Below are 21,823 nucleotides of genomic sequence, written 5' to 3'. Positions count from 1 at the left end.
GTTAAATTTTTCTTTTCTTTATAGATTCTGTAATAACATTGGCGATGGGTGCTTCTAGGTCAGTTCTGACTAAATGAACAAACGGAATTTGCAATTCGATTTGTAATTTATTAAGATAATTTTCAGCATTTTTCCGAACTTCATCTTTGATATTTTCTGCTTGTAACTCCATTTCAATTCCTGATTCCAAATCTTTGAAACGATAGAAACCTTTCAGGTCAAATTCAATTTCTTGTTTGCCTAAAACTTGAAAAATAATGATTTCTCGGTGTGGATTTGCCAAGTTTTTTATCATTTGAATCCATTCTTCATTAATTTGTAAAAAATCAGATGCAATAATTACAACTTCTTTTTGTTTGGCAGCATGAAACGCAGGGAATTTAGGGTTACTATTTTTCCAATTTCCACTGGCGATTGATTTTTCAAGTGTGTATAAAATTCGTTGAAAAGATTGTTTTCCCGAAGCTACAAGCGTTGATAATTCGTCGTTTTGAAGGGCGTATAAACTCATTAAATCACCTTGTCGATAACCTAAATATGCCAATGAAGCCAACAAGATTTTGCAATATTGCAAACGACTCACGCCTTTTTCCACATAATTCATCGACCCAGATAAATCAATGATAAATCTTAAATGAAAATTACTTTCAGTCGAAGATTCACGCACTAAATGTTTATCAGTTCTGGCATATAACTTCCAATCAATTCGTTTTGGGTCGTCGCCAGGTTCATAATGTCGGTATTGTTCAAACTCAATTCCATTACCAAAACGCTTACTTTGATGAATACCCAACATCAGTTGTTCACTCACCAGTTTTCCTGCTAGTTGAAGATTATTGAGTTTGATTAGTTCGGTTGTAAGCATATAGGTTTTACTTCTTCAACAAATCTTTAATCACATCATCAGTCGTAATTCCTTCAGCTTCGGCTCTGAAATTGAGGGCAATTCGATGCCTCAAAATTGGATAGGCGAGTGTTTCAATATCTTCGGGTAGTACCGAAAAACGTTCATTTACAACCGCTCTTGCTTTTGAACAAAGTACTAAGGCTTGTCCAGCACGAGGGCCTGCTCCCCATTCACACCATTCTTTTACGTACGTAGAATTGGTATTTGATGGACGAGTTGAACGAACAATTTGGTTGATTTTTACAATCAATTCTTCGCTGATATGTACCTGACGAGTGAGTTTTTGTAAATCAATAATGTCATCGTCGGTCATAATTGTTTGCAATATAGGTTTATTTGTACCAGTAGTGCTTTTCAAAACGTCGAGTTCTTCGTTTTCAGAAGGATAACCCAATTTGATATACAATAAAAAACGGTCGAGTTGAGCTTCAGGTAGTGGATACGTTCCTGCTTGTTCGATGGGGTTTTGGGTGGCAATAATTAAAAACGGTTTTGGTAAATCGTAGTTTGTTCCTGCATACGTTACCTTATATTCTTGCATGGCTTCGAGTAAAGCCGCTTGCGTTTTTGGAGGCGTTCGGTTGATTTCATCGGCCAAAACAATATTGGCAAAAATAGGCCCACGGTTAAATTTGAAGAATTTTTTACCAGTTTCGTGGTCTTCTTCTAAAATTTCCGTACCGACAATATCGCCTGGCATGAGGTCGGGTGTAAACTGAATGCGTTTGAATTTCATTTCCAAAGCCTCAGAAATGGTTTTTACCATCAAAGTTTTGGCTAAGCCTGGTACACCCTCCAATAGGCAATGACCGCCAGCTAAAAGTGAAATCAATATTTCATCGATGGCTTCTTGCTGACCGACAATAACTTTGGCAATTTCTTTTTTTAGTAGCGGTAACTTAGCTACTAACGATTTATAGTGATGAAGTTCTTTGGTTTCCAATTGTTATAAAGTGTTAGATAAGTGGTTATAAATGACAAGTTGTTGATGATTTTTATGAAATTTGAAAAATCTAACAATTAATGAAAAATTAGATTGTCAAGGCATAGTTAATAATATTTACACCAAATTTAGTATTGTCTTCTGCAAGCCAACGTTTGTTTCTAAAATCATAATCCCATTCGCAACCGTAATCTTTATTGCTATATAAAACACCAATTCTACCATTAATGATAATTGCTTTTAGATAATCATGCACGAGGTCATCACCCCAGCCATTTAGTTCAAAAGTGGTAGTAGGAGGGCCTTCAAACTGAAAAAAACAATTATAAATTGGGTGTGTATTTGGTATTTTTTGAAGAGCATTTGCACCGAAAGTTCGAGCCATTTCTTGCTCAAAAGACTTAGCAAATAGTCCATCAATATCATGGTTACAATCATCCACAAATACAAAACCACCATTTTCGATATATTTCCGAAAATGGTCACGCTCTTGACTCGAAAATTCAACTAATTTATGCCCACTTAAATAACAAAATGGACTTTTGAAAACCTCATTGCTACTCAAAAGCACTACTTTCTCTTTTTCATCAATCGGAATAGTTGTGTATTCAACCAATGAATTGAGAATATTTGAAGGCATTCGTTGGTCTGTATCCCAATCTCCAGAAGTATATTGAATTCTTGTAAAAATAAATGGTTTCATATTATTTTGCTTTAGACAATGGCTATAAACAACAAACTTTTTTCAATTTTGCTTATTGTTTATAGCCAAATGCCTATGGCTTTTTAAACAGCGTCAGATAAACTCGAAAATGTGAATTCGCGAATTTTCATCGGCGGTACCATATAATTTTGGTTCGATTCTGTACTGACAACACGCTCGGTTTTACCCAACATTTCGAGATTATTGAGCATTATTATCGGACTTTCATTAAATCTGAAGTTTTTAATTGGATATTTTATTTTACCATCTTCAATATAGAAAGTTCCATCACGAGTAAGTCCAGTTTGGAGAAGGGTTTGTGGGTCAACTGCTCGAATGTACCAAAGTTTGGTTACAAGAATACCTCTTTTCGTACTTTTAATCATTTCGTCTAAAGTTGCAGTTCCTCCGAGCATAATCATATTACTTGGAAAAGGAATCGGTTTTACCCCTTTTTCTTTGGCCCAAAAACGAGAATAAGCTAAGTTTTTCACAACTCCATTTTCAATCCACATACGTTTTTCTTGGGCTTGTCCATCACCAGCCCACGGTGAAGCAGGTAAATCAGCATAAGTTGGGTCTGAAAAAAATGTAACTCTTTCATCGACAATTTTTTCGCCTAATTTAGTTTTGCCTCCTTGTTTGCTGAAAAATGAACGACCTTCATCTGCACTGCGAGCATCCATATCAAAATAGATATTTTCAAGCAAAACTGCGGCAGCTGTTGGTTCAAGAATTACTGTATATTTACCTGGCTCTAAGGCTCTTGCACCTTTTGAACCAAGCGATTTTTGAATAGCAATGTTGGTTGCTGCTGCGGTATCTAACTTATTGACATCGCTGAAACCTTTAATAACGTAGCCAGAGCCAGTGCCGTCTTCAGTACGAACTGTCAAGGAATAATTAACATTTGTACTTTTATAATATGCGAATAGACCTTTTGAGTTCATAATCGCAGAATAGCCTTTCGTATCTTCAAGAAAACCTGCAGCAATGAGCTTTTGTTCTCTTGTTAATTTAAGACTTTTCATTACTGCTTCTGCTCTTACATCTGGATTTATATCGGCTGTTGAGTCAAAATATCCATTCGAATTGATGTATTGTTGTGGTTCTAAAACTCCCATATATTCAGGATTTTCAGGAGCAAGTTTTGCCAATTCTTCCGAACGACGAACTACTTTTTCGAGAGAAGCATCATCAAATTCATCAATAGTAGCAACACCTACTTTTTTGCCAAAAGAAGATTGAACGGCAAGGTTTTGATTCATTAAAGCTCCGCTAGTTGAAACTTCATTGCGAGCATAACGGATATTTCCGTTGATATTGGCCGATAAGTTTATTTCACATTCATCGGCTTTTGAGTAGCTTAAAACCTTTTTGAGCAAGGCTTTAGCTTCATTTTCTGTTAAGATGACTGACATTTTTTTTCGAGATTAAATGATGAGTTAAACTTTACGAGCTGTGTTAATCACGTTTACGCCATTAAAACGAGCAGTTGAACTTCCGTGTGAAACTGCACTTGATTGTGAAGGTTGCCCTTTACCATCAAAGAATGAGCCACCCAAACGGTAGTCACGTTCGTCACAAACTTTTACACAAGAATTCCAAAACTCCTGTGTATTCGATTGGTAAGCCACGTCTTTCAACATTCCTGCAATTTGTCCATCTTTAATCTCATAGAATAATTGTCCACCAAATTGGAAATTATAACGTTGTTGGTCAATTGAGAACGAACCATCACCGATAATATAAATTCCTTTTTTTACATCTTTTATCATTTCAGCTACCGAAAGTGGTGTTTTTCCCGCAGCGAGCGATACGTTTGCCATACGCTGGAATTGTACTGACGACCAGCTATCGGCATAGCAACAACCGTGCGATTCTTTTTCGCCAATAATGTGGGCTTGGTCACGAATAGCTTGATAATTTACCAAAGTTCCTTCTTTTACTAAATCCCATTTTTTGGTTTTTACGCCTTCATCGTCCCAACCGACTGCACCAAGTGAGCCAACTTGCGTTTTATCTGCAAATAAATTTACTTCTTTGCTACCATAATTAAAGTTTTTGCTTTGCCATTTATCTAATGTTGCAAATGATGTTCCAGCAAAATTGGCTTCGTAACCTAAAACACGGTCGAGTTCGAGCGGATGACCAACAGATTCATGAATCGTTAACCATAAATGAGAAGGATCAAGAACCAAGTCATATTTTCCAGCTTCTACTGATTTTGCAGTCAATTTTTCTTTGGCTTGTTTTGCTGCTGCAGTTACGTCTTCAAGCATATCGTAACCTTTGTTGTAGCGAGTGGTGATACCTGAAACTTTATCCGCAGGATTGGTTTGTAGGTATTCGTAGCCCATTCCAACAGGAGCAGACAATGCTTGACGAGTTTCAAACTTGCCTGTTTTTGGGTCAATGGCAGTAACTGCTGCAATCGGCCAAATACGATGAATATCTTGGTCGATATAAGAGCCATCAGATGAGGCAAAATATTTTTGCTCATTAACCATAAATAACACCGAATTGACATAGTTTGCACCATTTTTCAAGGCAGCATCATTAACACCCAAGAGCAAATCAACTTTTTCTTTGATTGGAACTTCAAAAGCATTCCTTTGAATCGGAGCTTTCCAACTTACTTCTCCATAGCCATTTTGTGGAGCTAAAATGACTGGTTGGGTCATTAATTTTGCATTTGCTTTTGCAATTGCAACTGCTTGTTCTGCTGCTTTTGCAGTATCTGCCTCAGATTTTGCATCAACAACGGCTGCAAATCCCCAACAACCATTTGCAATCACACGAACACCAACACCATAAGATTCGGTGTTGACAATGTTTTGAACTTTGTCTTCACGAGTTATCACAAATTGATTGAGATAACGACCGATACGAACATCGGTATAAGTAGCACCTTTGGCTTTTGCGGCATTGAGAGCTGCATCAGCCAACCTTTTTTTAACGGCAACATCAACTGCTCCATCAAGCATTGCTTCTTGTGAAACTGCATTTCCGAAGACAGGAATGCCGTTTACGGGCATATTTGGAAGCATCAGCCCCCCAAAGCCCAATCCAGATAACTGGATAAAATCTCTTCTTTTCAAAGCTTTTTCAGTTTTTGTGTAAAATAATTAGGTTATTAATGAAGATTTAAAGTTATAAATTTAATTTTTATAGCTAATACTACTTTTTGGGATTTTTATAAAAGGTGAAAAATTGAGCTGAATGGCTTAACTTAATTTAGCCATTCAGCCCAATTTTATTTTATACGGCATCAGATAAACTGCTGAATGTGAAATCTCTAATTTTAAGCGGTGGTACTAATGAGCCACCAATTCGAGAGGGAACGCCCATTGCTTCCAAGTTATTGAGCATAATTATCGGGCTTTCGTTGAATCGAAAATTTTTGATTGGAAATTTAATTTGTCCTTTTTCAATGTAGAAAGTTCCGTCACGAGTAAGTCCAGTGTAGAGCAACGTTTGTGGGTCCACGGCACGAATATACCAAAAACGAGTAACTAAAATGCCTTTTTCAGTGCTTTTAATCAAATCAGCGAGCGATTCTGTGCCGCCTGCCATGATAAATCCTGAGGGTGGAGGCGTTGCTTTTACTCCTTTTTTATCAGCCCAAAATCTTGAATAAGTTAGGTTTTTTACCACACCATTTTCAATCCATGAAATTTTCTCTTGTGGACGACCATCGCCAGAAAACCCTGCTTTCGGAATTTCAAGATTGGTTGGGTCAGAATAAATATTAACCCTTTCATCAAACAATTTTTCGCCCAAACGAATACCACCGCCCTTTTTACTCAAGAAACTGCGTCCTTCGTCAGCGTTTCTTGCATCCATACTTCGCATCATATTTTGCAATAAATCAATCGAAGCAGCTGGTTCAAGAATAACTGTATATTTTCCAGGTTCAAGAGCTTTTGCTGAACTTGAAGCCAAAGCTTTTTGCATCGCAATTTCGGTTGCCTGTTTTGTGCTTAATTTAGAAACATCGTTAAAATCACGAATTGCGTATCCCGAACCAAGTCCATCGGCGGTTCGCACCGTTATAGAAAAATCGACAGATGTAGATTTGTTATAAGCAAAAAGCCCTTTGCTGTTGCCAATAGCAGAAAAACCAGACGAGTCTTCCATATAACCTGCAGCCGTTAAGTTCTTTTTTGAACAAGGTTCGATGCTATCAAAAGCTGCTTTTGCACGAAAATCAGGGTCGATATTAGCTGTACTTTCGGCAAAAGTTTTGGTATCAATATAGGTTTGTGGCCCCAGCATAGGCATATATTCTGGATTTTCGGGTGCAAGTCGTGCAATTTCTTCTGCTCTTCTTACTGTTTTTTCGAGTGATTTATCATCAAACTCATTGATTGTTGCTGTTCCCGAACGTTTCCCATAAACTGCAGTTATTGCTAATGAAAGGTCGGTCGATTCGCCGCTTGTCGAAACAGAATTTCGAGCATAACGAATATTTCCTGTGCGACTTCCGTTTAAAGCAACACTCATTTCGTCTGCTTTTGAAAACGCCAAAACTTTATCTATGATTTTTTTAGCTTCTTCTTTTGTTAATGTAGCCATTTGTTTAGTTTTTTAGAAATAAAGGTTCAAAGCTGTTGAGGTTCAAAGGCATCAGTTTTTTAATAATCGTTATCAATATTTTTTGTGACTTTGTTCCTTCAAAACTTTGTATTTAGATTTTTCTTCCTGTGTTGATGACATTTACACCGTTGAAACGAGTAGTTGCACTGCCATGCGAAACGGCACTTACCTGTGAAGGTTGACCTTTCCCATCGAAAAATGAACCAAATGTACGGTAATCATCTTTGTCGCAAATCTGCACGCACGAATTCCAGAATTCTTGCGTATTTGATTGGTAAGCCACATCATCCAACATCCCAACAATTTCTCCATTTTTGATTTCGTAAAATAATTGTCCACCAAATTGGAAGTTATATCGCTGTTGGTCAATCGAATATGACCCACGTCCGATGATATAAATGCCTTTTTCAACACCTTTAATCATATCAAAAACACTCAATTTTTCTTTTCCAGGACGCAAAGAAACGTTTGGCATTCGTTGAAACTGCACCGAATTCCAGTTATCGGCATAACAACAGCCGTGCGAAGCATTTTCGCCCAAAATATTCACCTGGTCACGGGTGGCTTGATAATTTACCAAAATGCCGTCTTTGATTAAATCCCATTCTTTGCAAGGTACGCCTTCGTCATCAAAGCCAACTGTACCGAGTGTGTAGGGTTGTGTTTTATCGGCCACAATATTTACTTGCTTGCTTCCATAATTAAACGATTTGGTTTTCCATTTATCTAAAGTTGCAAAGCTTGTACCTGCATAATTGGCTTCATAGCCCAAAACACGGTCAAGCTCTGTTGGATGTCCAACCGATTCGTGAATTGTTAAACCTAAATGATTTGGGTCAAGCACTAGATCATATTTGCCAGCAGGAACTGTTTTTGCAGTGAGTTTTTGTTGGGCTTGCTTCGATGCCATAATGGCATCTTCAACCATGTCATAAGAGTTTCGGTAGCCAATTAAACCATTTGGAGCAGAAATTTTCTCACTTGCCAAACCATCTAAATATTCGTATCCCATTCCCATTGGCGAACTGATTGCGTCACGCGTTTTGAATTTTCCTGCTGCTTTGTCAACTGCAGTAACGGTGAATGTCGGCCAAATACGATGTACATCTTGGTCGATATACGAACCATCAGACGAAGCGAAATATTTTTGTTCATTCACAAAAAACAAATTGGAAGTTACAAAACCAGCCCCGTTTTTCATGGCTTCACTATTGACTTTCATCAATAAATCTATTTTCTCTTGCACAGGAATCTCAAAAGCATTTTTCACGATTGGGGTTTTCCATGTTACTTCACCAACGCCTTTTTGTGGAGCTAAAATTACAGGCTCTTTCTGAATTTTGGCGTTTGCCTTAGCAATGGCTACCGCAGTTTCGGCACATTTGGCAATCCCATCAGGAGTAACATCGCTGGTTGCAGCAAATCCCCAAGTGCCATTGGCAATTACTCTAATGCCTACTCCGTAAGATTCGGCATTTGCAATATTTTGAACTTTGGTTTCACGGGTGAAGATAAATTGTTGTAAATAGCGACCAATACGAACGTCAGTATAAGTAGCACCACGTGACTTTGTAGCATTCAGAGCAATGTCGGCTAATCGTTTTTTGGTTGCAATATCAGCACCAGGCTCAAGAAGATGCTCGACAGGAACCATATTTCCGAGTACAGGAATTGAAGCTCCCATCATTGCTCCCAAACCCATGCCAGATAACTGGATAAAATCCCTTCTTTTCATGTTTAGGTTGTTGATTGAATTGAAAATAAAATTATAGTAAAAATGAAAAATTAATCAGTAAAAGTAATTTTTTTGATTAAATAAACAAATTTGACTTCATACATTTCATTAGCTAAACTAATAAATTGAATACTTGTTTCAATACTATGATAGACAAATAGTGCTTTTTTAGCGACTTTTTCTTTAGTCGTATTCAACAAATAATATCAATTAATAAAATCATTATATTTATTTAGCTTTGAAAAATATTAGGTGATCAATTTGTTCATAAAAACTATTTTTTTGGATAAAAATTATGATTAAAAAACTTACCTAAGTAGCTCTCTATCCCTATCAGTTTATAAGTATTTTTTGTGGTTTGACTCTCAAAAAAAGAAAAGTTAAAACTGGTTCAACTTTAAATATTACTTTTGTGAAATTTGCTTTTTTATTAATTGATAATGAAGTAAAATGAATTTTAGTGTGGATAATTTTTAACTATTCAATTTTATATTTTAAGCCTTTAAATAGAATGAGTATCGAAAAAAACTTTTTTGGAAAACTACCTGATGGCCAAGAAACAAGCCTATTTACATTAAAAAATACTGCTGGAATGGAAGCAAAAATTACTGATTTTGGTGGGATTTTGGTTGCATTATCTGTACCTGACCGAAATGGTAAATTGGCTGATATTGTTCATGGCTGCGATTCGCTTGAAGGTTATTTAAAAGGTGTGCCTTATTTTGGAGCAATTATTGGTCGTTATGGCAACAGAATTGCAAAAGGTTCTTTTGAATTGGATGGTGAAAAATATACTTTGGCAATCAATAATGGTGTCAATGCCTTGCATGGAGGTTTGAAAGGTTTTGATAAAAAAGTCTGGGATGTAGTGGTCACAGATGGTGAAGAACCTTCATTGAAATTGACCTATTTATCTGTCGATGGAGAGGAAGGGTATCCAGGGAATTTGACAACAGTAGTCGTTTATACTTTGCAAAAAGATAATACATTTCGAATTGATTATAAGGCAACCACCGACAAAGCAACTGTACTCAATATTACGAACCATTCGTATTTTAATCTCAATGGTGCAACTGATGTGCTTGAACACGAAGTGATTTTATACGCCGATAATTTTTTACCTGTCGATGAAACAGTTATTCCAACTGGTGAATTGAAATCTGTAGCTGGAACGCCTTTTGATTTTACTAAACGCCAACAAATTGGTGAGCGAATCAATGAAATTACAGATGAACAAATTAGATTAGGAAGTGGCTATGACCATTGCTTTGTTTTGACCGACACAAGTTCGAATTTAAGATTGGCTGCCGAAGTTTTTGAACCTCAAACGGGGCGTTGCATGGAAGTTTTTACGACAGAACCTGGAATGCAGTTTTATACAGCAAATCATTTAAAAGGGGATATAGTAGGTAAAAATGGAGCTATTTATGGTCGTCGTTCGGCATTCTGTGTAGAAACGCAACATTTTCCAGATTCGCCAAACAAACCAAATTTCCCAAGTACGGTTTTGAGACCAAATGAAGTTTTTGAATCAACGACAGCCTATAAATTTTCGGTTAAATAATTTTAGTGAAAAACATCGCTTCTCGTTGGCGATGTTTTTTTTCATTCCTGACTTTAAAAACCTAACATCAACAAACATGAAAAAATATTTCGTATTGAGCATTCTCTTTTTACTTCTTTATGCTCCAGTTTTTTCTCAAAATAAAGTCGATTTAATTATTACTAATGCTAATATAATTGACATTCATTCAGGAATAATTACCAATAATAAAGCTATTATTGTCAATAATGGCGATATTATTAATGTTTGTTCGGCAACTGAAGGTAAAAAGTACATAGCCAACCAAACTATTTCAGCCAAAGGAAAATTTGTTATGCCTGCTTTGTGGGATATGCATGTACATTTTGGTGGTGGCGACAGTTTGATTCAAGAGAACAAAGATTTGATGAATCTGTATATTGCCAATGGAATTATGGCCGTTCGTGATGCCGCTGCAGATATTTCGCCGAGTGTTTTGGAATGGCGTCAAGCGGTAAATGAAGGTAAACTTTTAGGACCAACTATTTTTACATCTGGGCCAAAACTCGAAGGTTACAAGTCGATTTGGCAAGGGGATATTGAGGTTGGTACAATTGAAGAAGTAAATAAAGCTCTTGATTCGCTTGATAAATTAAAAGTTGATTTTGTAAAAATTACGGATAATACGATAAAGCCCGAAATATATTTGGGAAGCATAAAAGAAGCACGCAAAAGAGGTTACAAAACTTCTGCTCATATTCCGTCGGTATTTACGATTGAACAAATAAGCGAGGCTGGGTTGAGTAGTATTGAGCATATTTCATATTTATTGCGGGCTGGTTTAAAAAACCAAAAAGAGTTGACTGAACAAGTTGCCAATGGTTCTTTGTCAGCACGTGAATTATCGTTGAAAGCTCTCAATGAATTTGATGAAGCCACTGCAGAAGCTGCATTTAAGGTTTTAGCTAAAAATAAAACAGCCGTAACACCGACATTATCAATTAGTTATGCAACTGCTTTTTTGGATGTAAATGACCATCAAAAAGATACTTTTCTAAAATATATAGGGCCAGGTCTAAGAAAAACCTATGATTGGCGAGTACAAAGAGCAGCTAAAGATTCAAAAGAAGCCATTGAAATACGACACAGAACAATCGAAAAAGCAGCTTCTTTGTTGCCTTTGTTGCAACGTTCGGGAGTGAAAATTTTAGCTGGAACAGATGCAGGATACTTAAATAGTTTCGATTATCCAGGTTTAGGCTTGCACCAAGAATTAGAATTAATGGTGAAAAATGGACTTACTCCTTTGCAAGCTTTACAGGCTTCAATCATCAATGGACCTGAGTTTTTGAACAAATCAGCTATTTATGGAAGCGTTACAAAAGGTAAAAAAGCAGATATTTTGATATTGAATGAAAATCCTTTACTCAATATTTCTGCTACGCAAAATATCAGTGGCTTGGTTGCTCATGGAAAATACCTTGATAGCCAATATTTGAAAAGTTTGTTGGTGGAGAAATGAAAATTTTCGGGGTATTTTCAAAAAATGCCCCAAAAATCAAGCATTATATTTATTTCGGTACTCAACAGGCGACATGCCAACGTATTTTCTGAAAACATCTCTAAACGCTTTGAGGTCGGTGTAACCAACATCATACATCACTTCATTAACGGTCTTGCGTCCACTTTCAAGTTGTTTTTTTGCTGACTCAATTTTTACTCTTTGAATGTATTCCACAACAGTATTAGAGGTTGCTTTCTTGAATCTTCGTTCAAACGTTCTGCGACCAATTCCAAATCTATCGGCTAATTCATCAACTGTTAATTTGGTTTGAAAGTGCTGCTCGATGAACTCTTGAGCATGCAAAATCTGCGTATCTTCATGGTCTTTTTGTCCTTGAAACATAACAAATGGCGATTGACTATTTCTTCCCATTTCCAAAAGGAAAAACTTGGAAGCCATAATTGCCATTTCACGATTTGTATATTTTTCAACCAAATAAAGCAGTAAATTCCAATATGAAGTTGCTCCACCGCTCGAATAAATACCATTTTGTTCTGTAATCACTTTATCGTCAGTCAAATGTATTTCGGGGAACATATTTCTAAATTCATTGGCGTATAACCAATGCGTTGAGCAAGATTTGCCATTCAAAAGCCCAGTCGAGGCCAATAAAAATGCTCCAATACAAAGGCTAGCCACTTCTGCACCTTTACGATATTGTGCCTGAATCCAAGGAATAAACGCTTCATTTTTCTGAATAGCTTGCGACATATTTCCACTCAATGCAGGAATAATTATTAAATCTGCTTTTTGAGCATCAGGTAAAATAAAATCAGGATGAACCGAAATTAAGCCATCATTTAGTTTTACTTCTTTCGTTATTCCGACTAATTTTATGTTAAAAGCAGGTTGTAATTCCATACTTTTATAAAACTCGTTGACGGCAGCAAACATATACCTTGGGTCAACAATGGCAGCGGGTACGGCGGTTTCGGGAACTAAGATTATTACATTTTTCATCCAACAAAACTATTAAATAACTTTGTCGTAATCAACCCGTTACTTTGTCGTTTTTGCATATTTTTAAATTAAAATAAAGCCATTAGATTTGTAGAATTAAAGAGATGAAATTACACTCTTTTAAATTTTAACACAAAACTTATGAGAAAGCTAAAACTACAAGTACAAATGTCGGTCGATGGATTCATTGCTGGCTCAAATGGGGAAATGGATTGGATGGTGTGGAACTGGGATGATGCACTGAAAAACTACGTTGCCGAAATCACAGAACCCGTTGATTGTATTATTTTAGGCCGAAAACTCGCTCAAGGGTTTATTCCACATTGGGCAGCCGCTGCAAAAGAAAGCAGCGAAGATTTTACAATCAAAATGAGCGAAACACCAAAAGTTGTTTTTACGAAAACCCTCGAAACTTCCGAATGGTCGAAAACTATTTTAGCGAAAGGTAATCTTGCTGATGAAATCAATACTTTAAAAAATCAGGCGGGCAGCGATATTATCGTATATGGAGGAGGGTCTTTTGTTTCTGCTTTGATTAATCAAAGCTTAATTGATGAATATCACCTTTTTGTAAATCCTGCGGCATTAGGTAACGGAATGCCTATTTTTCAAAGTCTTACATCGAAACAAAATCTTACTTTAAACCACGCAAAAGGCTTTGAATGTGGCATTGTAGTGCTTTGTTATAAACTTAAAAAGGATTAATTTACCTACAAATATTTTATGAAAAAAATATGAATAATCAAATATCCCTTTGCCTTTGGTTTGATGGTCAAGCCAAAGAAGCTGCGGAATTTTACTGTTCAATTTTTGAAAACTCAAAAATTACCTCCGCAAATCCAATGATGGTCACATTCGAACTGAATGGAAGAAAAATGATGGGACTCAACGGCGGCCCAATGTTTAAGTTTAATGAAGCGGCATCGCTCGTAGTAAATTGCGAAACACAAGAAGAAATTGATTATTATTGGACTAAATTGACCGAAGGCGGCGAAGAAAGTATGTGTGGTTGGTTGAAAGATAAGTATGGCTTTTCGTGGCAAATTGTTCCAACAATTTTGGGTAAATTAATGAGCGACCCCGAAAAAGGTCAAAGAGTAATGATCGCCTTCTTGAAAATGAGAAAATTTGATATTGAAACCCTTTTAAACGCATAAAAACAATGAAAAAAGACAAAATCATTTATTGGATTCCTACAATTTTTATTTTTTTATTTGAAGGTGTAATGCCCGCATTCACTTCGCAAACTGAAGCAGCCAAAGAAGGAATTCGTCATTTGGGTTATCCCGAATATTTTGGAAATATTTTAGTAGTTTTTAAAGTAGTCGGCACTTTGATACTTGTTATTCCTCAAATCTCAAGTCGGATAAAAGAATGGGCTTATGCTGGTTTTGCTTTTGACTTTATTTTTGCCAGTTTGAGCTATATTTGTGTGGATGGATTTGGTTTTTTTGCCTTTTTTCCCTTGATAATTTTGGCTTTTTTAGCGGTTTCATACATCTATTATCATAAACTTAATCCTCAATGAAAGATGTCGAAAAAGTAAGTGTTTATATGCAACAATTAAATCACCCTTTGAAAGCAGAAATTGAAGTTTTGAGAACGATTATCAAAGAAACTGATGCAAGCATTTCTGAAAGAATCAAATGGAATGCTCCGAGTTATTATTGCAAAGAAGACTTCCTTACCTTTAATCATCGAATGCAAGATAAAGTACATTTGATATTTCATAATGATTCTATTCCGAAAGTAAGTTCTACAATTTTAGAAGGTGATTATAAAGACCGAAGAATGGTTTATTTTAAAGATATGACCGATGTTTTGTCTAAAAAAACAGAATTACAAAGAGTAATAACTGAGTTGCTGGTTTTAATAAACAACTAATGTTTATCAATCTAAATTTAATCTATGAATACAATTGGATATTTTGAAATACAATCTTCAAATCCTGCAAGAGATGCAAAATTCTATGAATCTGTATTTGGATGGAAGTTCATGAAAGATGATTTTATTCCAATTGAATATTATAGAATTGAAACAAATAGTATCAATGGCGGGCTTCTGAAAAGGCCTGCGACTGTTCCTACACAAAGCAGCGGTACAAATGCTTTTGTGTGTTCAATTCAAGTTGATAATTTTGATAAAACTGCTGAGGTAATTATTGAAAATGGCGGTCAAATCGCATTGCCAAAATTTGCGATTCCGACTCGTTGTTGGCAAGGATATTTTGTTGATTTAGACAATAACACTTTTGGGATATTTGAAGTTGATGATAATGCACAATAGAGAAATAAGAAATAAAGGTTTAATAAATACAGATAATTGAAATTTACAAAAAAATATGAATAAAAACGTATTCTTTTTATAAAAAGTAGTAGATATTTATATGAAATTTTAGAAAATAGTCTTTTCATTATTTGGAAAGACTATTTTTGTTCAGCCCTAATTGATACTTAACTATGAAAAAAAACATTGTTTTATTTTTAATTTCAATCCTTTTTATTGGTTCAACCACAAAAAAAATAGTCCAACCAAACATTATCATCATTTTTATGGATGATATGGGTTATGGTGACTTAGCCTGTTATGGTGCGTTGGATTACCAAACGCCAAACATTGATAAATTAGCTAGCGAAGGCATTCGATTTACTAATTTTTTGGCCGCACAAGCTGTTTGTAGTGCTTCTCGTGCTGCCTTATTGACAGGGTGTTATCCAAACAGAATTGGTATTTCAGGAGCTTTGATGCCAAATTCTAAAATCGGGATTGGTCAAAATGAAATGACAATTGCCGAAATGTTGAAACAAAAAGGTTATGCAACAGGCATTTTTGGCAAGTGGCATTTGGGGCATCAAAAACAGTTTTTGCCACTTCAGCATGGTTTTGATGAATATCTTGGTATTCCTTATTCAAACGATATGTGGCCAGTTGATTTTGATGGGAAACCTATTACAAATGCCGACGATTATCGAAAAATTACATATCCGCCTTTGCCATTAATTGAAAATAATGAGCAAATCGAAACAATTAATGACCTTAAAGGTCAGGATAAACTTACCACACTTTATACCGAAAAAGCACTTGGATTTATCAAAAGAAACAAAAATAAACCGTTCTTTTTGTATTTGCCACATTCGATGGTTCATGTGCCGCTCGGTGTTTCCGATAAATTTAAAGGTAAAAGTAAACAAGGCTTTTTTGGCGATGTTATGATGGAAGTAGATTGGTCGGTTGGCGAAATCATGAAAACATTGAGAGAAAATGGCTTAGATAAAAACACGTTGGTTATTTTCACGAGCGATAATGGCCCTTGGTTAAATTTTGGTAATCATGCTGGTTCAACCGCTGGTTTGCGTGAAGGCAAAGGTGAAATCTTTGAAGGCGGTAACCGAGTGCCTTGCATTATGCGTTGGAAAGGTGTAACTCCAGAAGGAGTAATTTGTAATCAATTGACTTCAACACTCGATATTTTGCCTACTTTAGCAAAAATTTGCGGCACAAAACTTTCTGACAATAAAATTGATGGAATTGATATTTTACCTATTTTGAAAGGAAATTTGTCTAATTCTCCTCGCAAATATTTCTATTATTATTATGCCAATAACGAACTTAGAGCTGTAAGACGTGATAATTGGAAGTTAGTATTGCCTCACAAAAATGGACAAGGTTATGAAACAATGCTCCCAGGTGTAAATGGTTTTCCAGGAAAATATGCAAAAGTTGATGTGCCGATGGCTTTATATGATTTGCGTCGAGATTCAGGCGAAGAATATGATGTGCAAACGCTAAACCCTGAAATTGTAGCAGAACTTCAAGAAGTAGCCGAAACTGCTCGCCAAGATTTAGGAGATAATCTAACTAAAATTTCAGGAAAAAATAATCGGCTAAGTGGTAAAATTGATTAACAGAATAGTTTACAAAAAAATAATAGTCTAATTATTAAAATTATTTAAGAAAGCCGTAATTTTCGACTAAAATTTAGCATTTATTCAGTCCAAACATGGAATCAAGAAGAGAATTTATCAAAAAAGCATCTTTATTAACGAGTGGAGCAAGTCTAATGGGCGTTTTACCTCCTTCAATTCAAAAGGCTTTAGCTATCAATCCAACTGAAGGAAGTACTTTTTGGGATGCTGAGCATGTAGTAATCTTGATGCAAGAAAATCGCTCTTTTGACCATTGTTATGGCTCATTACAAGGAGTTCGAGGCTTCAATGACCCAAGAGCAATTACATTACCAAACAAAAATAAAGTGTGGCTTCAAGCGAATGCAAAAGGTGAAACTTATGCCCCTTTTCGACTCAATTTAAAGGATTCAAACGCTACTTGGATGAGTTCGCTGCCGCATTCTTGGGAAAATCAAGTGGATGCACGAAATGATGGAAAATACGATAAATGGCTACAAGTGAAGCAATCTGGCAACCAAGCCTACAAAAATATGCCACTAACTTTGGGGCATTATAACCGTGAAGATATTCCGTTTTATTATGCTTTGGCAGATGCATTTACGGTTTGCGACCAAAATTTCTGTTCATCACTTACTGGAACAACTCCCAATCGTTTGTATTTGTGGACAGGGACAATTCGTGAAAAAGCAGACTTCGATTCAAAAGCCAATGTGAAAAATGAAGATGTTGATTATGGTAAATGGGCAAAATGGAAAACTTTTCCCGAAAGACTCGAAGAAAATGATATTTCTTGGAAAATTTACCAAAATGAAATCAGTTTGCCAGTAGGATTTGAAGGAGAAGAAGAAGGATGGCTTGCTAATTTTACCGATAATCCAATAGAATGGTTTGAGCAATATCATGTTAAATTTTCACCAGAATATTATAAGTATTTGTTGAAAATGAAGGATATTCTGCCGCAAGAAATTGCTCAATTAGAAAAAGATATTGTTAATTTAAAAGGTCTTGAAGCAGAAAAATCAAAGAAAGAATTAGCCAAGAAAAATGCATATTTAGAAATTTTAAAAGAAGATTTGGAGAAATGGAAGCCTGAATTTTTTGAAAAACTAAGTAAATTTCAAAAAAACATCCACCAAAAAGCGTTCACCAATAATCGAAAAGACCCAAATTTTCATGAATTAACAAGTCTTGAATATGATGATAATGGCACAAAACGAACTGTGGAAGTGCCAAAAGGAGATATTCTTTATCAATTCAGAAAAGATGTTGCCAACAAAAAACTTCCAACGGTATCTTGGTTGGTTGCACCCGAAAACTTTTCTGACCATCCAGGAGCTCCGTGGTATGGTGCTTGGTATGTCTCAGAAGTGATGGATATCTTGACGCATAATCCTGAAGTTTGGAAGAAAACTATTTTTATCTTGGCCTATGACGAAAACGACGGCTATTTTGACCACGTGCCGCCTTTCGTTGCTCCGCATCATTCAAAGCCAAATTCTGGTAAAGTTTCTGAGGGAATTGATACCTCTGTTGAGCAAGTAAATATTGCTCACGAGAAGGCTCGAAACTACAAAAATCCTGATAAAGATGCTCGTGAAAACCCAATTGGATTAGGTTTTAGAGTGCCTTTGGTGATTGCGTCACCATGGAGTAGGGGTGGAAATGTTTGTTCAGAAGTCTTTGATCACACATCAGTTTTACAGTTTTTAGAGAAATTTTTAAACAAAAAAACTAAAAAAAATATTACTGAAACCAATATAAGCGAATGGCGTAGAACAGTTTGTGGAGATTTAACTTCGATTTTTAAACCGTACAATGGCGAGAAAATCTCTTTGCCAACATTTGTCGATAAAGTGCCATTTATTCAGACAGTTCATCAAGCGAAATTCAAAAAACTGCCTTCAAATTTTCGTCCTTTGACTGATGAAGAAATTAAGCAAATAAACGAAAATCAAAATGAAAGTGAATTAATGCCAAAGCAAGAAAAAGGTGTTAGAAAAGCCTGTGCTTTGCCTTATGAACTGTACGTAGAAGGTAAATTAAAGGAAGATAATAAAAATTTTGAGATTCAATTTCAGGCAGGAAATAGTGTTTTTGGTAAAAAATCTTTGGGCTGTCCTTTTGTAACTTATTCACATACAAAAGAGCTAAAAACACGTAATTATGCGGTTAAAAAGGGAGATAAAATTGCAGATACTTGGGAAATAAGTGAATTTAAACAAAACAGTTATCACTTGGATGTATATGGACCGAATGGTTTTTTCAGAAGTTTCAAAGGAAATGCTATTCAATCAAGCATTGAAACCAAACTTTACTATGAAACAACTGAAGAATCAAAAAATATACTAACTGGTAATTTGATTTTAGAGTTAGAAAATTTGGAACCTAAAAATCAAACAATTGAAATTGTCGATTTGTCTTATAAAACTGATAAAATGCAAGTAGAACTTGCTAAAGGAAAAACAGTTAAGATACTTTTATATTTACAAAAAAGCCACAATTGGTATGATTTTTCAGTAAAAATAAAGGAAAATGAAGTTTTTGAAAGACGTTATGCTGGCCATGTTGAAACAGGTAAGGAAAGTTTTACTGACCCAGCAATGGGAATGATTATTTAAAAAAAAGCAGGGTGAAAGCCCTGCTTTTTTTAATTTTTTAACCGTTTTAATTTTTCTAAATTCAAAATTGTTATTTTGCCAGATTCGATTTCTATGAGTTTTTCATCTTTGAAATCAGAAAGCGTACGAATAGCCGTTTCGAGTGAAGTCCCTGCCACATTCGATAAATCTTCACGGCTAATTTTCATATTGCTGCTTGTAGTTCCTTCTTTTGTGAGATGAGCATGAAATTTTAATAACGCCTCCGAAATTCGTTTTCTAACCGAATTATAAGCTAATTTTAACAATTGTTCTTCATTAGCTTTTACGTTATTTGATAGCAATTGAATGAATTTTTGGGCAACTTGGCGATTTTTATGAATCAAATTATAAAAATCATTTTTGGGAATTAAGCATATTTCACAATCTTCCATCGCTGCTGCTGACTCTGTATAATTGCTTTCTTGAAGCAAATCGACGTATCCTAAATAATCGTTTTTATCAAAAATATTAATGATTAATTCTTTACCGTCATCGTTTGTTTTGAAAGTTTTTAACTTGCCTTTCACCACACAAAAAAGATAAAGCGGATAATCGCCTTCTCGATAAATTTCACTTTTCTTTTTATAGCTTCTAATTTCTCTACTTTCTAGTAATTTTTTAAGTTCTTGGTCGCCACCCGCATCATTTACCAACTCGTCAAGACCCGTCAAATCTTTAGAATAATTTTTTTGTAAGAGCTCAATTTTTTTTAAACGACTTTCAATGGCATTCAACAACTCAACGTCATCAAAAGGTTTTGTTATATAGTCATCAGCACCCATTTCCATGCCTTTTCTGAAATCAGAGCGGTCGGCTTTGGCAGTCAAAAAAATGAAAGGAATATTGGCAGTATCAGGCGTTTTGGATAACAAATGTAACACGCTGTAACCGTCCATAATTGGCATCATTATGTCGCAAATAATCAGGTCAGGTTTTTCATGGTGAGCTTTTTCAACGCCAACTCTGCCGTTTTCGGCAGTAACTACTTGATAATCAGCTAATTCAAGAATTTCAGAGGTGTTTTCTCTTATTTCGGTATTATCTTCAATGAGTAATATTTTTTTCATTATCCTTAATAATTTCTGGGAAGATTAATAAAGAAGGTTGTTCCTTCGTTTTCTTTACTTATATATTTAATTGACCCTTTTAATAAATTTACATAATGTGCCACGATGCTCAATCCTAAGCCTGTTCCTTGAATTTCACCTGCGTTACTCGACCTAAAAAAACGTTCAAACAAGTGTTTTTGGTCGCCTTCTGGAATTCCAATTCCGTGGTCTTGAACACTCAAAAGCAGTTCGTTGTCATTCAAAATAGCCTCTACATTGATAATTGTATTTTCTGGAGAAAATTTAATAGCGTTTGAAATTAAATTAATAAGAATATTCCGAACCAATGTTTTATCAAGATTTGCCAATGAATTTTTTTCTTTTTTGGAAGAAGTAGTAATTTTCTGACCAACTTTTGTGATTCCTTGTAAATCCTGAATGAGTGATTCTATGAGTTCATACGGGCTGAATTTTTCGATATTCAAAAATACCTTTCCTTCTTCTAGTTTATTTAATGATAAAAAATCGTTCAAAATTTCAGTTAAATTTCTTACCGAAGACTTTATTCGACCGATATGCTTAACCCTTTTTTCTTCATCTTGCAATGAAGAATATTTATCAACCAATGATAAGGAAGAAAGAACTGTTGCTAAAGGCGTACGAAATTCGTGTGATGCAATCGAAATAAATCTTGATTTCATCGAATTTACTTCTCGTTCTCGTTTCAACGAATTATCAAGTTCATCTTTAGTTTGTTCGAGTTTCTGAATCGCTTCCTTCAAAATCATGGTGCGTTCTTCAACTTCTTTTTCTAACTCGGATTTATAGGCAATTAATTGATTTTCAGCTTTTTTTCTGATGCTAATATCAATTATAAAAGCAATCACAAAACTTCCTTGACTGTTAGTATATGGACTTAAACTTACCTCAACCGGAAATTCAGTTTCGTCTTTTCTCTTAGCAAACAAGTCAAAATTTGCCCCCATAGAGCGAGCATGCGGATTTCTATTAAAATTTGCACGGTGCTTTTCGTGTCGTTCAACTAATCGCTTTGGGATTAACATCTCAATCGTCTGATTGATAAATTCGCTCGATTCATAGCCAAACATCACTTCTGTACTAGGATTTACCTTTATAATTTTACCATTATTATCAGTGATGAGTATGGCTTCAGTGGCGTACTGAAAAATAGCCTCTACTTGGTTGAGCATATCATTTTCTGCAATTGAATTGGGCATTGGAATAATCGGCAAGTTAGTAAAATGATAATAAGCGAAAATATGACATTAGTCAG

The 21,823-nt window shown here is 35.4% G+C and carries 19 protein-coding genes; 9 read left to right on the top strand and 10 right to left on the bottom strand.

The window, feature by feature from the left end:
* Position 1: 1 nt before the first annotated feature.
* From MJQ71_RS08090 to MJQ71_RS08060, 7 genes are all read right to left on the bottom strand, one after another.
* On the bottom strand, positions 2 to 865 hold the full coding sequence (locus tag MJQ71_RS08090; protein ID WP_238806066.1) for a DUF58 domain-containing protein: 864 nt from the start codon (positions 863 to 865) through the stop codon (positions 2 to 4).
* Between the two features lie 7 nt (positions 866 to 872).
* Positions 873 to 1,850, bottom strand: a complete 978-nt coding sequence (locus tag MJQ71_RS08085) for an AAA family ATPase (RefSeq protein WP_238806065.1) — start codon at positions 1,848 to 1,850, stop codon at positions 873 to 875.
* A gap of 88 nt (positions 1,851 to 1,938) precedes the next feature.
* Entirely contained in the window at positions 1,939 to 2,553 is a 615-nt protein-coding gene (locus tag MJQ71_RS08080) for a DUF4159 domain-containing protein (RefSeq protein WP_238806064.1), read from the bottom strand.
* An 83-nt stretch (positions 2,554 to 2,636) separates the two neighbouring features.
* Positions 2,637 to 3,974, bottom strand: a complete 1,338-nt coding sequence (locus MJQ71_RS08075) for a TldD/PmbA family protein (protein WP_238806063.1) — start codon at positions 3,972 to 3,974, stop codon at positions 2,637 to 2,639.
* A gap of 24 nt (positions 3,975 to 3,998) precedes the next feature.
* Positions 3,999 to 5,654 carry a TldD/PmbA family protein gene (locus tag MJQ71_RS08070; RefSeq protein WP_238806062.1) on the bottom strand — a complete coding sequence of 552 codons (1,656 nt, stop codon included), beginning with the start codon at positions 5,652 to 5,654 and terminating at the stop codon, positions 3,999 to 4,001.
* A gap of 160 nt (positions 5,655 to 5,814) precedes the next feature.
* The gene (locus MJQ71_RS08065; protein WP_238806061.1) at positions 5,815 to 7,131 is read right to left on the bottom strand and encodes a TldD/PmbA family protein; all 1,317 of its coding nucleotides are present in this window, start codon (positions 7,129 to 7,131) and stop codon (positions 5,815 to 5,817) included.
* 112 nt (positions 7,132 to 7,243) lie between these two features.
* Positions 7,244 to 8,887, bottom strand: a complete 1,644-nt coding sequence (locus tag MJQ71_RS08060; protein ID WP_238806060.1) for a TldD/PmbA family protein — start codon at positions 8,885 to 8,887, stop codon at positions 7,244 to 7,246.
* Between the two features lie 511 nt (positions 8,888 to 9,398).
* On the opposite strand from MJQ71_RS08060, the gene MJQ71_RS08055 reads away from it, so the two are divergent.
* A complete protein-coding gene (locus MJQ71_RS08055) occupies positions 9,399 to 10,451 on the top strand; it encodes an aldose epimerase family protein (RefSeq protein WP_238806059.1) in 1,053 nt (350 codons plus the stop codon).
* Positions 10,452 to 10,527: 76 nt separating this feature from the next.
* Positions 10,528 to 11,931, top strand: a complete 1,404-nt coding sequence (locus MJQ71_RS08050) for an amidohydrolase family protein (protein WP_238806058.1) — start codon at positions 10,528 to 10,530, stop codon at positions 11,929 to 11,931.
* Between the two features lie 36 nt (positions 11,932 to 11,967).
* Here the strand turns inward: MJQ71_RS08050 and MJQ71_RS08045 are convergent, their stop codons facing one another.
* The gene (locus MJQ71_RS08045; RefSeq protein ID WP_238806057.1) at positions 11,968 to 12,933 is read right to left on the bottom strand and encodes a GlxA family transcriptional regulator; all 966 of its coding nucleotides are present in this window, start codon (positions 12,931 to 12,933) and stop codon (positions 11,968 to 11,970) included.
* Positions 12,934 to 13,074: 141 nt separating this feature from the next.
* Here MJQ71_RS08045 and MJQ71_RS08040 point away from each other — a divergent pair, with 141 nt between their 5' ends.
* The 7 genes from MJQ71_RS08040 (at position 13,075) to MJQ71_RS08010 (ending at position 19,459) form a co-directional block, all read left to right on the top strand.
* Positions 13,075 to 13,638, top strand: coding sequence for a dihydrofolate reductase family protein (locus MJQ71_RS08040; protein ID WP_238806056.1), 564 nt, complete (start codon positions 13,075 to 13,077; stop codon positions 13,636 to 13,638).
* A gap of 29 nt (positions 13,639 to 13,667) precedes the next feature.
* Positions 13,668 to 14,090, top strand: a complete 423-nt coding sequence (locus tag MJQ71_RS08035; RefSeq protein WP_238806055.1) for a VOC family protein — start codon at positions 13,668 to 13,670, stop codon at positions 14,088 to 14,090.
* A 5-nt stretch (positions 14,091 to 14,095) separates the two neighbouring features.
* Positions 14,096 to 14,461 (top strand): DoxX family protein, encoded by a 366-nt coding sequence (locus tag MJQ71_RS08030; protein ID WP_238806054.1) that lies wholly within the window; start codon positions 14,096 to 14,098, stop codon positions 14,459 to 14,461.
* Positions 14,458 to 14,817 (top strand): DUF1801 domain-containing protein, encoded by a 360-nt coding sequence (locus MJQ71_RS08025; RefSeq protein WP_238806053.1) that lies wholly within the window; start codon positions 14,458 to 14,460, stop codon positions 14,815 to 14,817. Before MJQ71_RS08030 ends, MJQ71_RS08025 begins: the two co-directional genes overlap by 4 nt.
* A 24-nt stretch (positions 14,818 to 14,841) precedes the next feature.
* A complete protein-coding gene (locus tag MJQ71_RS08020) occupies positions 14,842 to 15,219 on the top strand; it encodes a VOC family protein (RefSeq protein ID WP_238806052.1) in 378 nt (125 codons plus the stop codon).
* Positions 15,220 to 15,392: 173 nt separating this feature from the next.
* On the top strand, positions 15,393 to 16,838 hold the full coding sequence (locus tag MJQ71_RS08015) for a sulfatase family protein (protein ID WP_238806051.1): 1,446 nt from the start codon (positions 15,393 to 15,395) through the stop codon (positions 16,836 to 16,838).
* A 95-nt stretch (positions 16,839 to 16,933) separates the two neighbouring features.
* Positions 16,934 to 19,459 (top strand): phosphocholine-specific phospholipase C, encoded by a 2,526-nt coding sequence (locus tag MJQ71_RS08010; RefSeq protein WP_238806050.1) that lies wholly within the window; start codon positions 16,934 to 16,936, stop codon positions 19,457 to 19,459.
* A 29-nt stretch (positions 19,460 to 19,488) separates the two neighbouring features.
* On the opposite strand, the gene MJQ71_RS08005 is transcribed toward MJQ71_RS08010, so the two are convergent.
* Both MJQ71_RS08005 and MJQ71_RS08000 read right to left on the bottom strand, forming a co-directional pair.
* The gene (locus MJQ71_RS08005) at positions 19,489 to 20,547 is read right to left on the bottom strand and encodes a response regulator (RefSeq protein WP_238806049.1); all 1,059 of its coding nucleotides are present in this window, start codon (positions 20,545 to 20,547) and stop codon (positions 19,489 to 19,491) included.
* 5 nt (positions 20,548 to 20,552) lie between these two features.
* Positions 20,553 to 21,767, bottom strand: coding sequence for a PAS domain-containing sensor histidine kinase (locus MJQ71_RS08000; protein ID WP_238806048.1), 1,215 nt, complete (start codon positions 21,765 to 21,767; stop codon positions 20,553 to 20,555).
* Positions 21,768 to 21,823 lie beyond the last annotated feature (56 nt).

The organism is Emticicia aquatica, assembly GCF_923079645.1.
GTDB classification, from domain to species: Bacteria; Bacteroidota; Bacteroidia; order Cytophagales; family Spirosomataceae; genus Emticicia; species Emticicia aquatica.
The sequence above is the reverse complement of the archived record's forward strand: the minus strand, read 5'-3'. Positions and strand labels throughout refer to the sequence as shown.

Coding starts and splice junctions, on each gene's coding strand:
- MJQ71_RS08090 (WP_238806066.1), bottom strand. CDS start 865: ATGCTTACAACCGAACTAATCAAACTCAATAATCTTCAACTAGCAGGA.
- MJQ71_RS08080 (WP_238806064.1), bottom strand. CDS start 2,553: ATGAAACCATTTATTTTTACAAGAATTCAATATACTTCTGGAGATTGG.
- MJQ71_RS08075 (WP_238806063.1), bottom strand. CDS start 3,974: ATGTCAGTCATCTTAACAGAAAATGAAGCTAAAGCCTTGCTCAAAAAG.
- MJQ71_RS08065 (WP_238806061.1), bottom strand. CDS start 7,131: ATGGCTACATTAACAAAAGAAGAAGCTAAAAAAATCATAGATAAAGTT.
- MJQ71_RS08060 (WP_238806060.1), bottom strand. CDS start 8,887: ATGAAAAGAAGGGATTTTATCCAGTTATCTGGCATGGGTTTGGGAGCA.
- MJQ71_RS08055 (WP_238806059.1), top strand. CDS start 9,399: ATGAGTATCGAAAAAAACTTTTTTGGAAAACTACCTGATGGCCAAGAA.
- MJQ71_RS08050 (WP_238806058.1), top strand. CDS start 10,528: ATGAAAAAATATTTCGTATTGAGCATTCTCTTTTTACTTCTTTATGCT.
- MJQ71_RS08045 (WP_238806057.1), bottom strand. CDS start 12,933: ATGAAAAATGTAATAATCTTAGTTCCCGAAACCGCCGTACCCGCTGCC.
- MJQ71_RS08040 (WP_238806056.1), top strand. CDS start 13,075: ATGAGAAAGCTAAAACTACAAGTACAAATGTCGGTCGATGGATTCATT.
- MJQ71_RS08035 (WP_238806055.1), top strand. CDS start 13,668: ATGAATAATCAAATATCCCTTTGCCTTTGGTTTGATGGTCAAGCCAAA.
- MJQ71_RS08030 (WP_238806054.1), top strand. CDS start 14,096: ATGAAAAAAGACAAAATCATTTATTGGATTCCTACAATTTTTATTTTT.
- MJQ71_RS08025 (WP_238806053.1), top strand. CDS start 14,458: ATGAAAGATGTCGAAAAAGTAAGTGTTTATATGCAACAATTAAATCAC.
- MJQ71_RS08020 (WP_238806052.1), top strand. CDS start 14,842: ATGAATACAATTGGATATTTTGAAATACAATCTTCAAATCCTGCAAGA.
- MJQ71_RS08015 (WP_238806051.1), top strand. CDS start 15,393: ATGAAAAAAAACATTGTTTTATTTTTAATTTCAATCCTTTTTATTGGT.
- MJQ71_RS08010 (WP_238806050.1), top strand. CDS start 16,934: ATGGAATCAAGAAGAGAATTTATCAAAAAAGCATCTTTATTAACGAGT.
- MJQ71_RS08005 (WP_238806049.1), bottom strand. CDS start 20,547: ATGAAAAAAATATTACTCATTGAAGATAATACCGAAATAAGAGAAAAC.
- MJQ71_RS08000 (WP_238806048.1), bottom strand. CDS start 21,767: ATGCCCAATTCAATTGCAGAAAATGATATGCTCAACCAAGTAGAGGCT.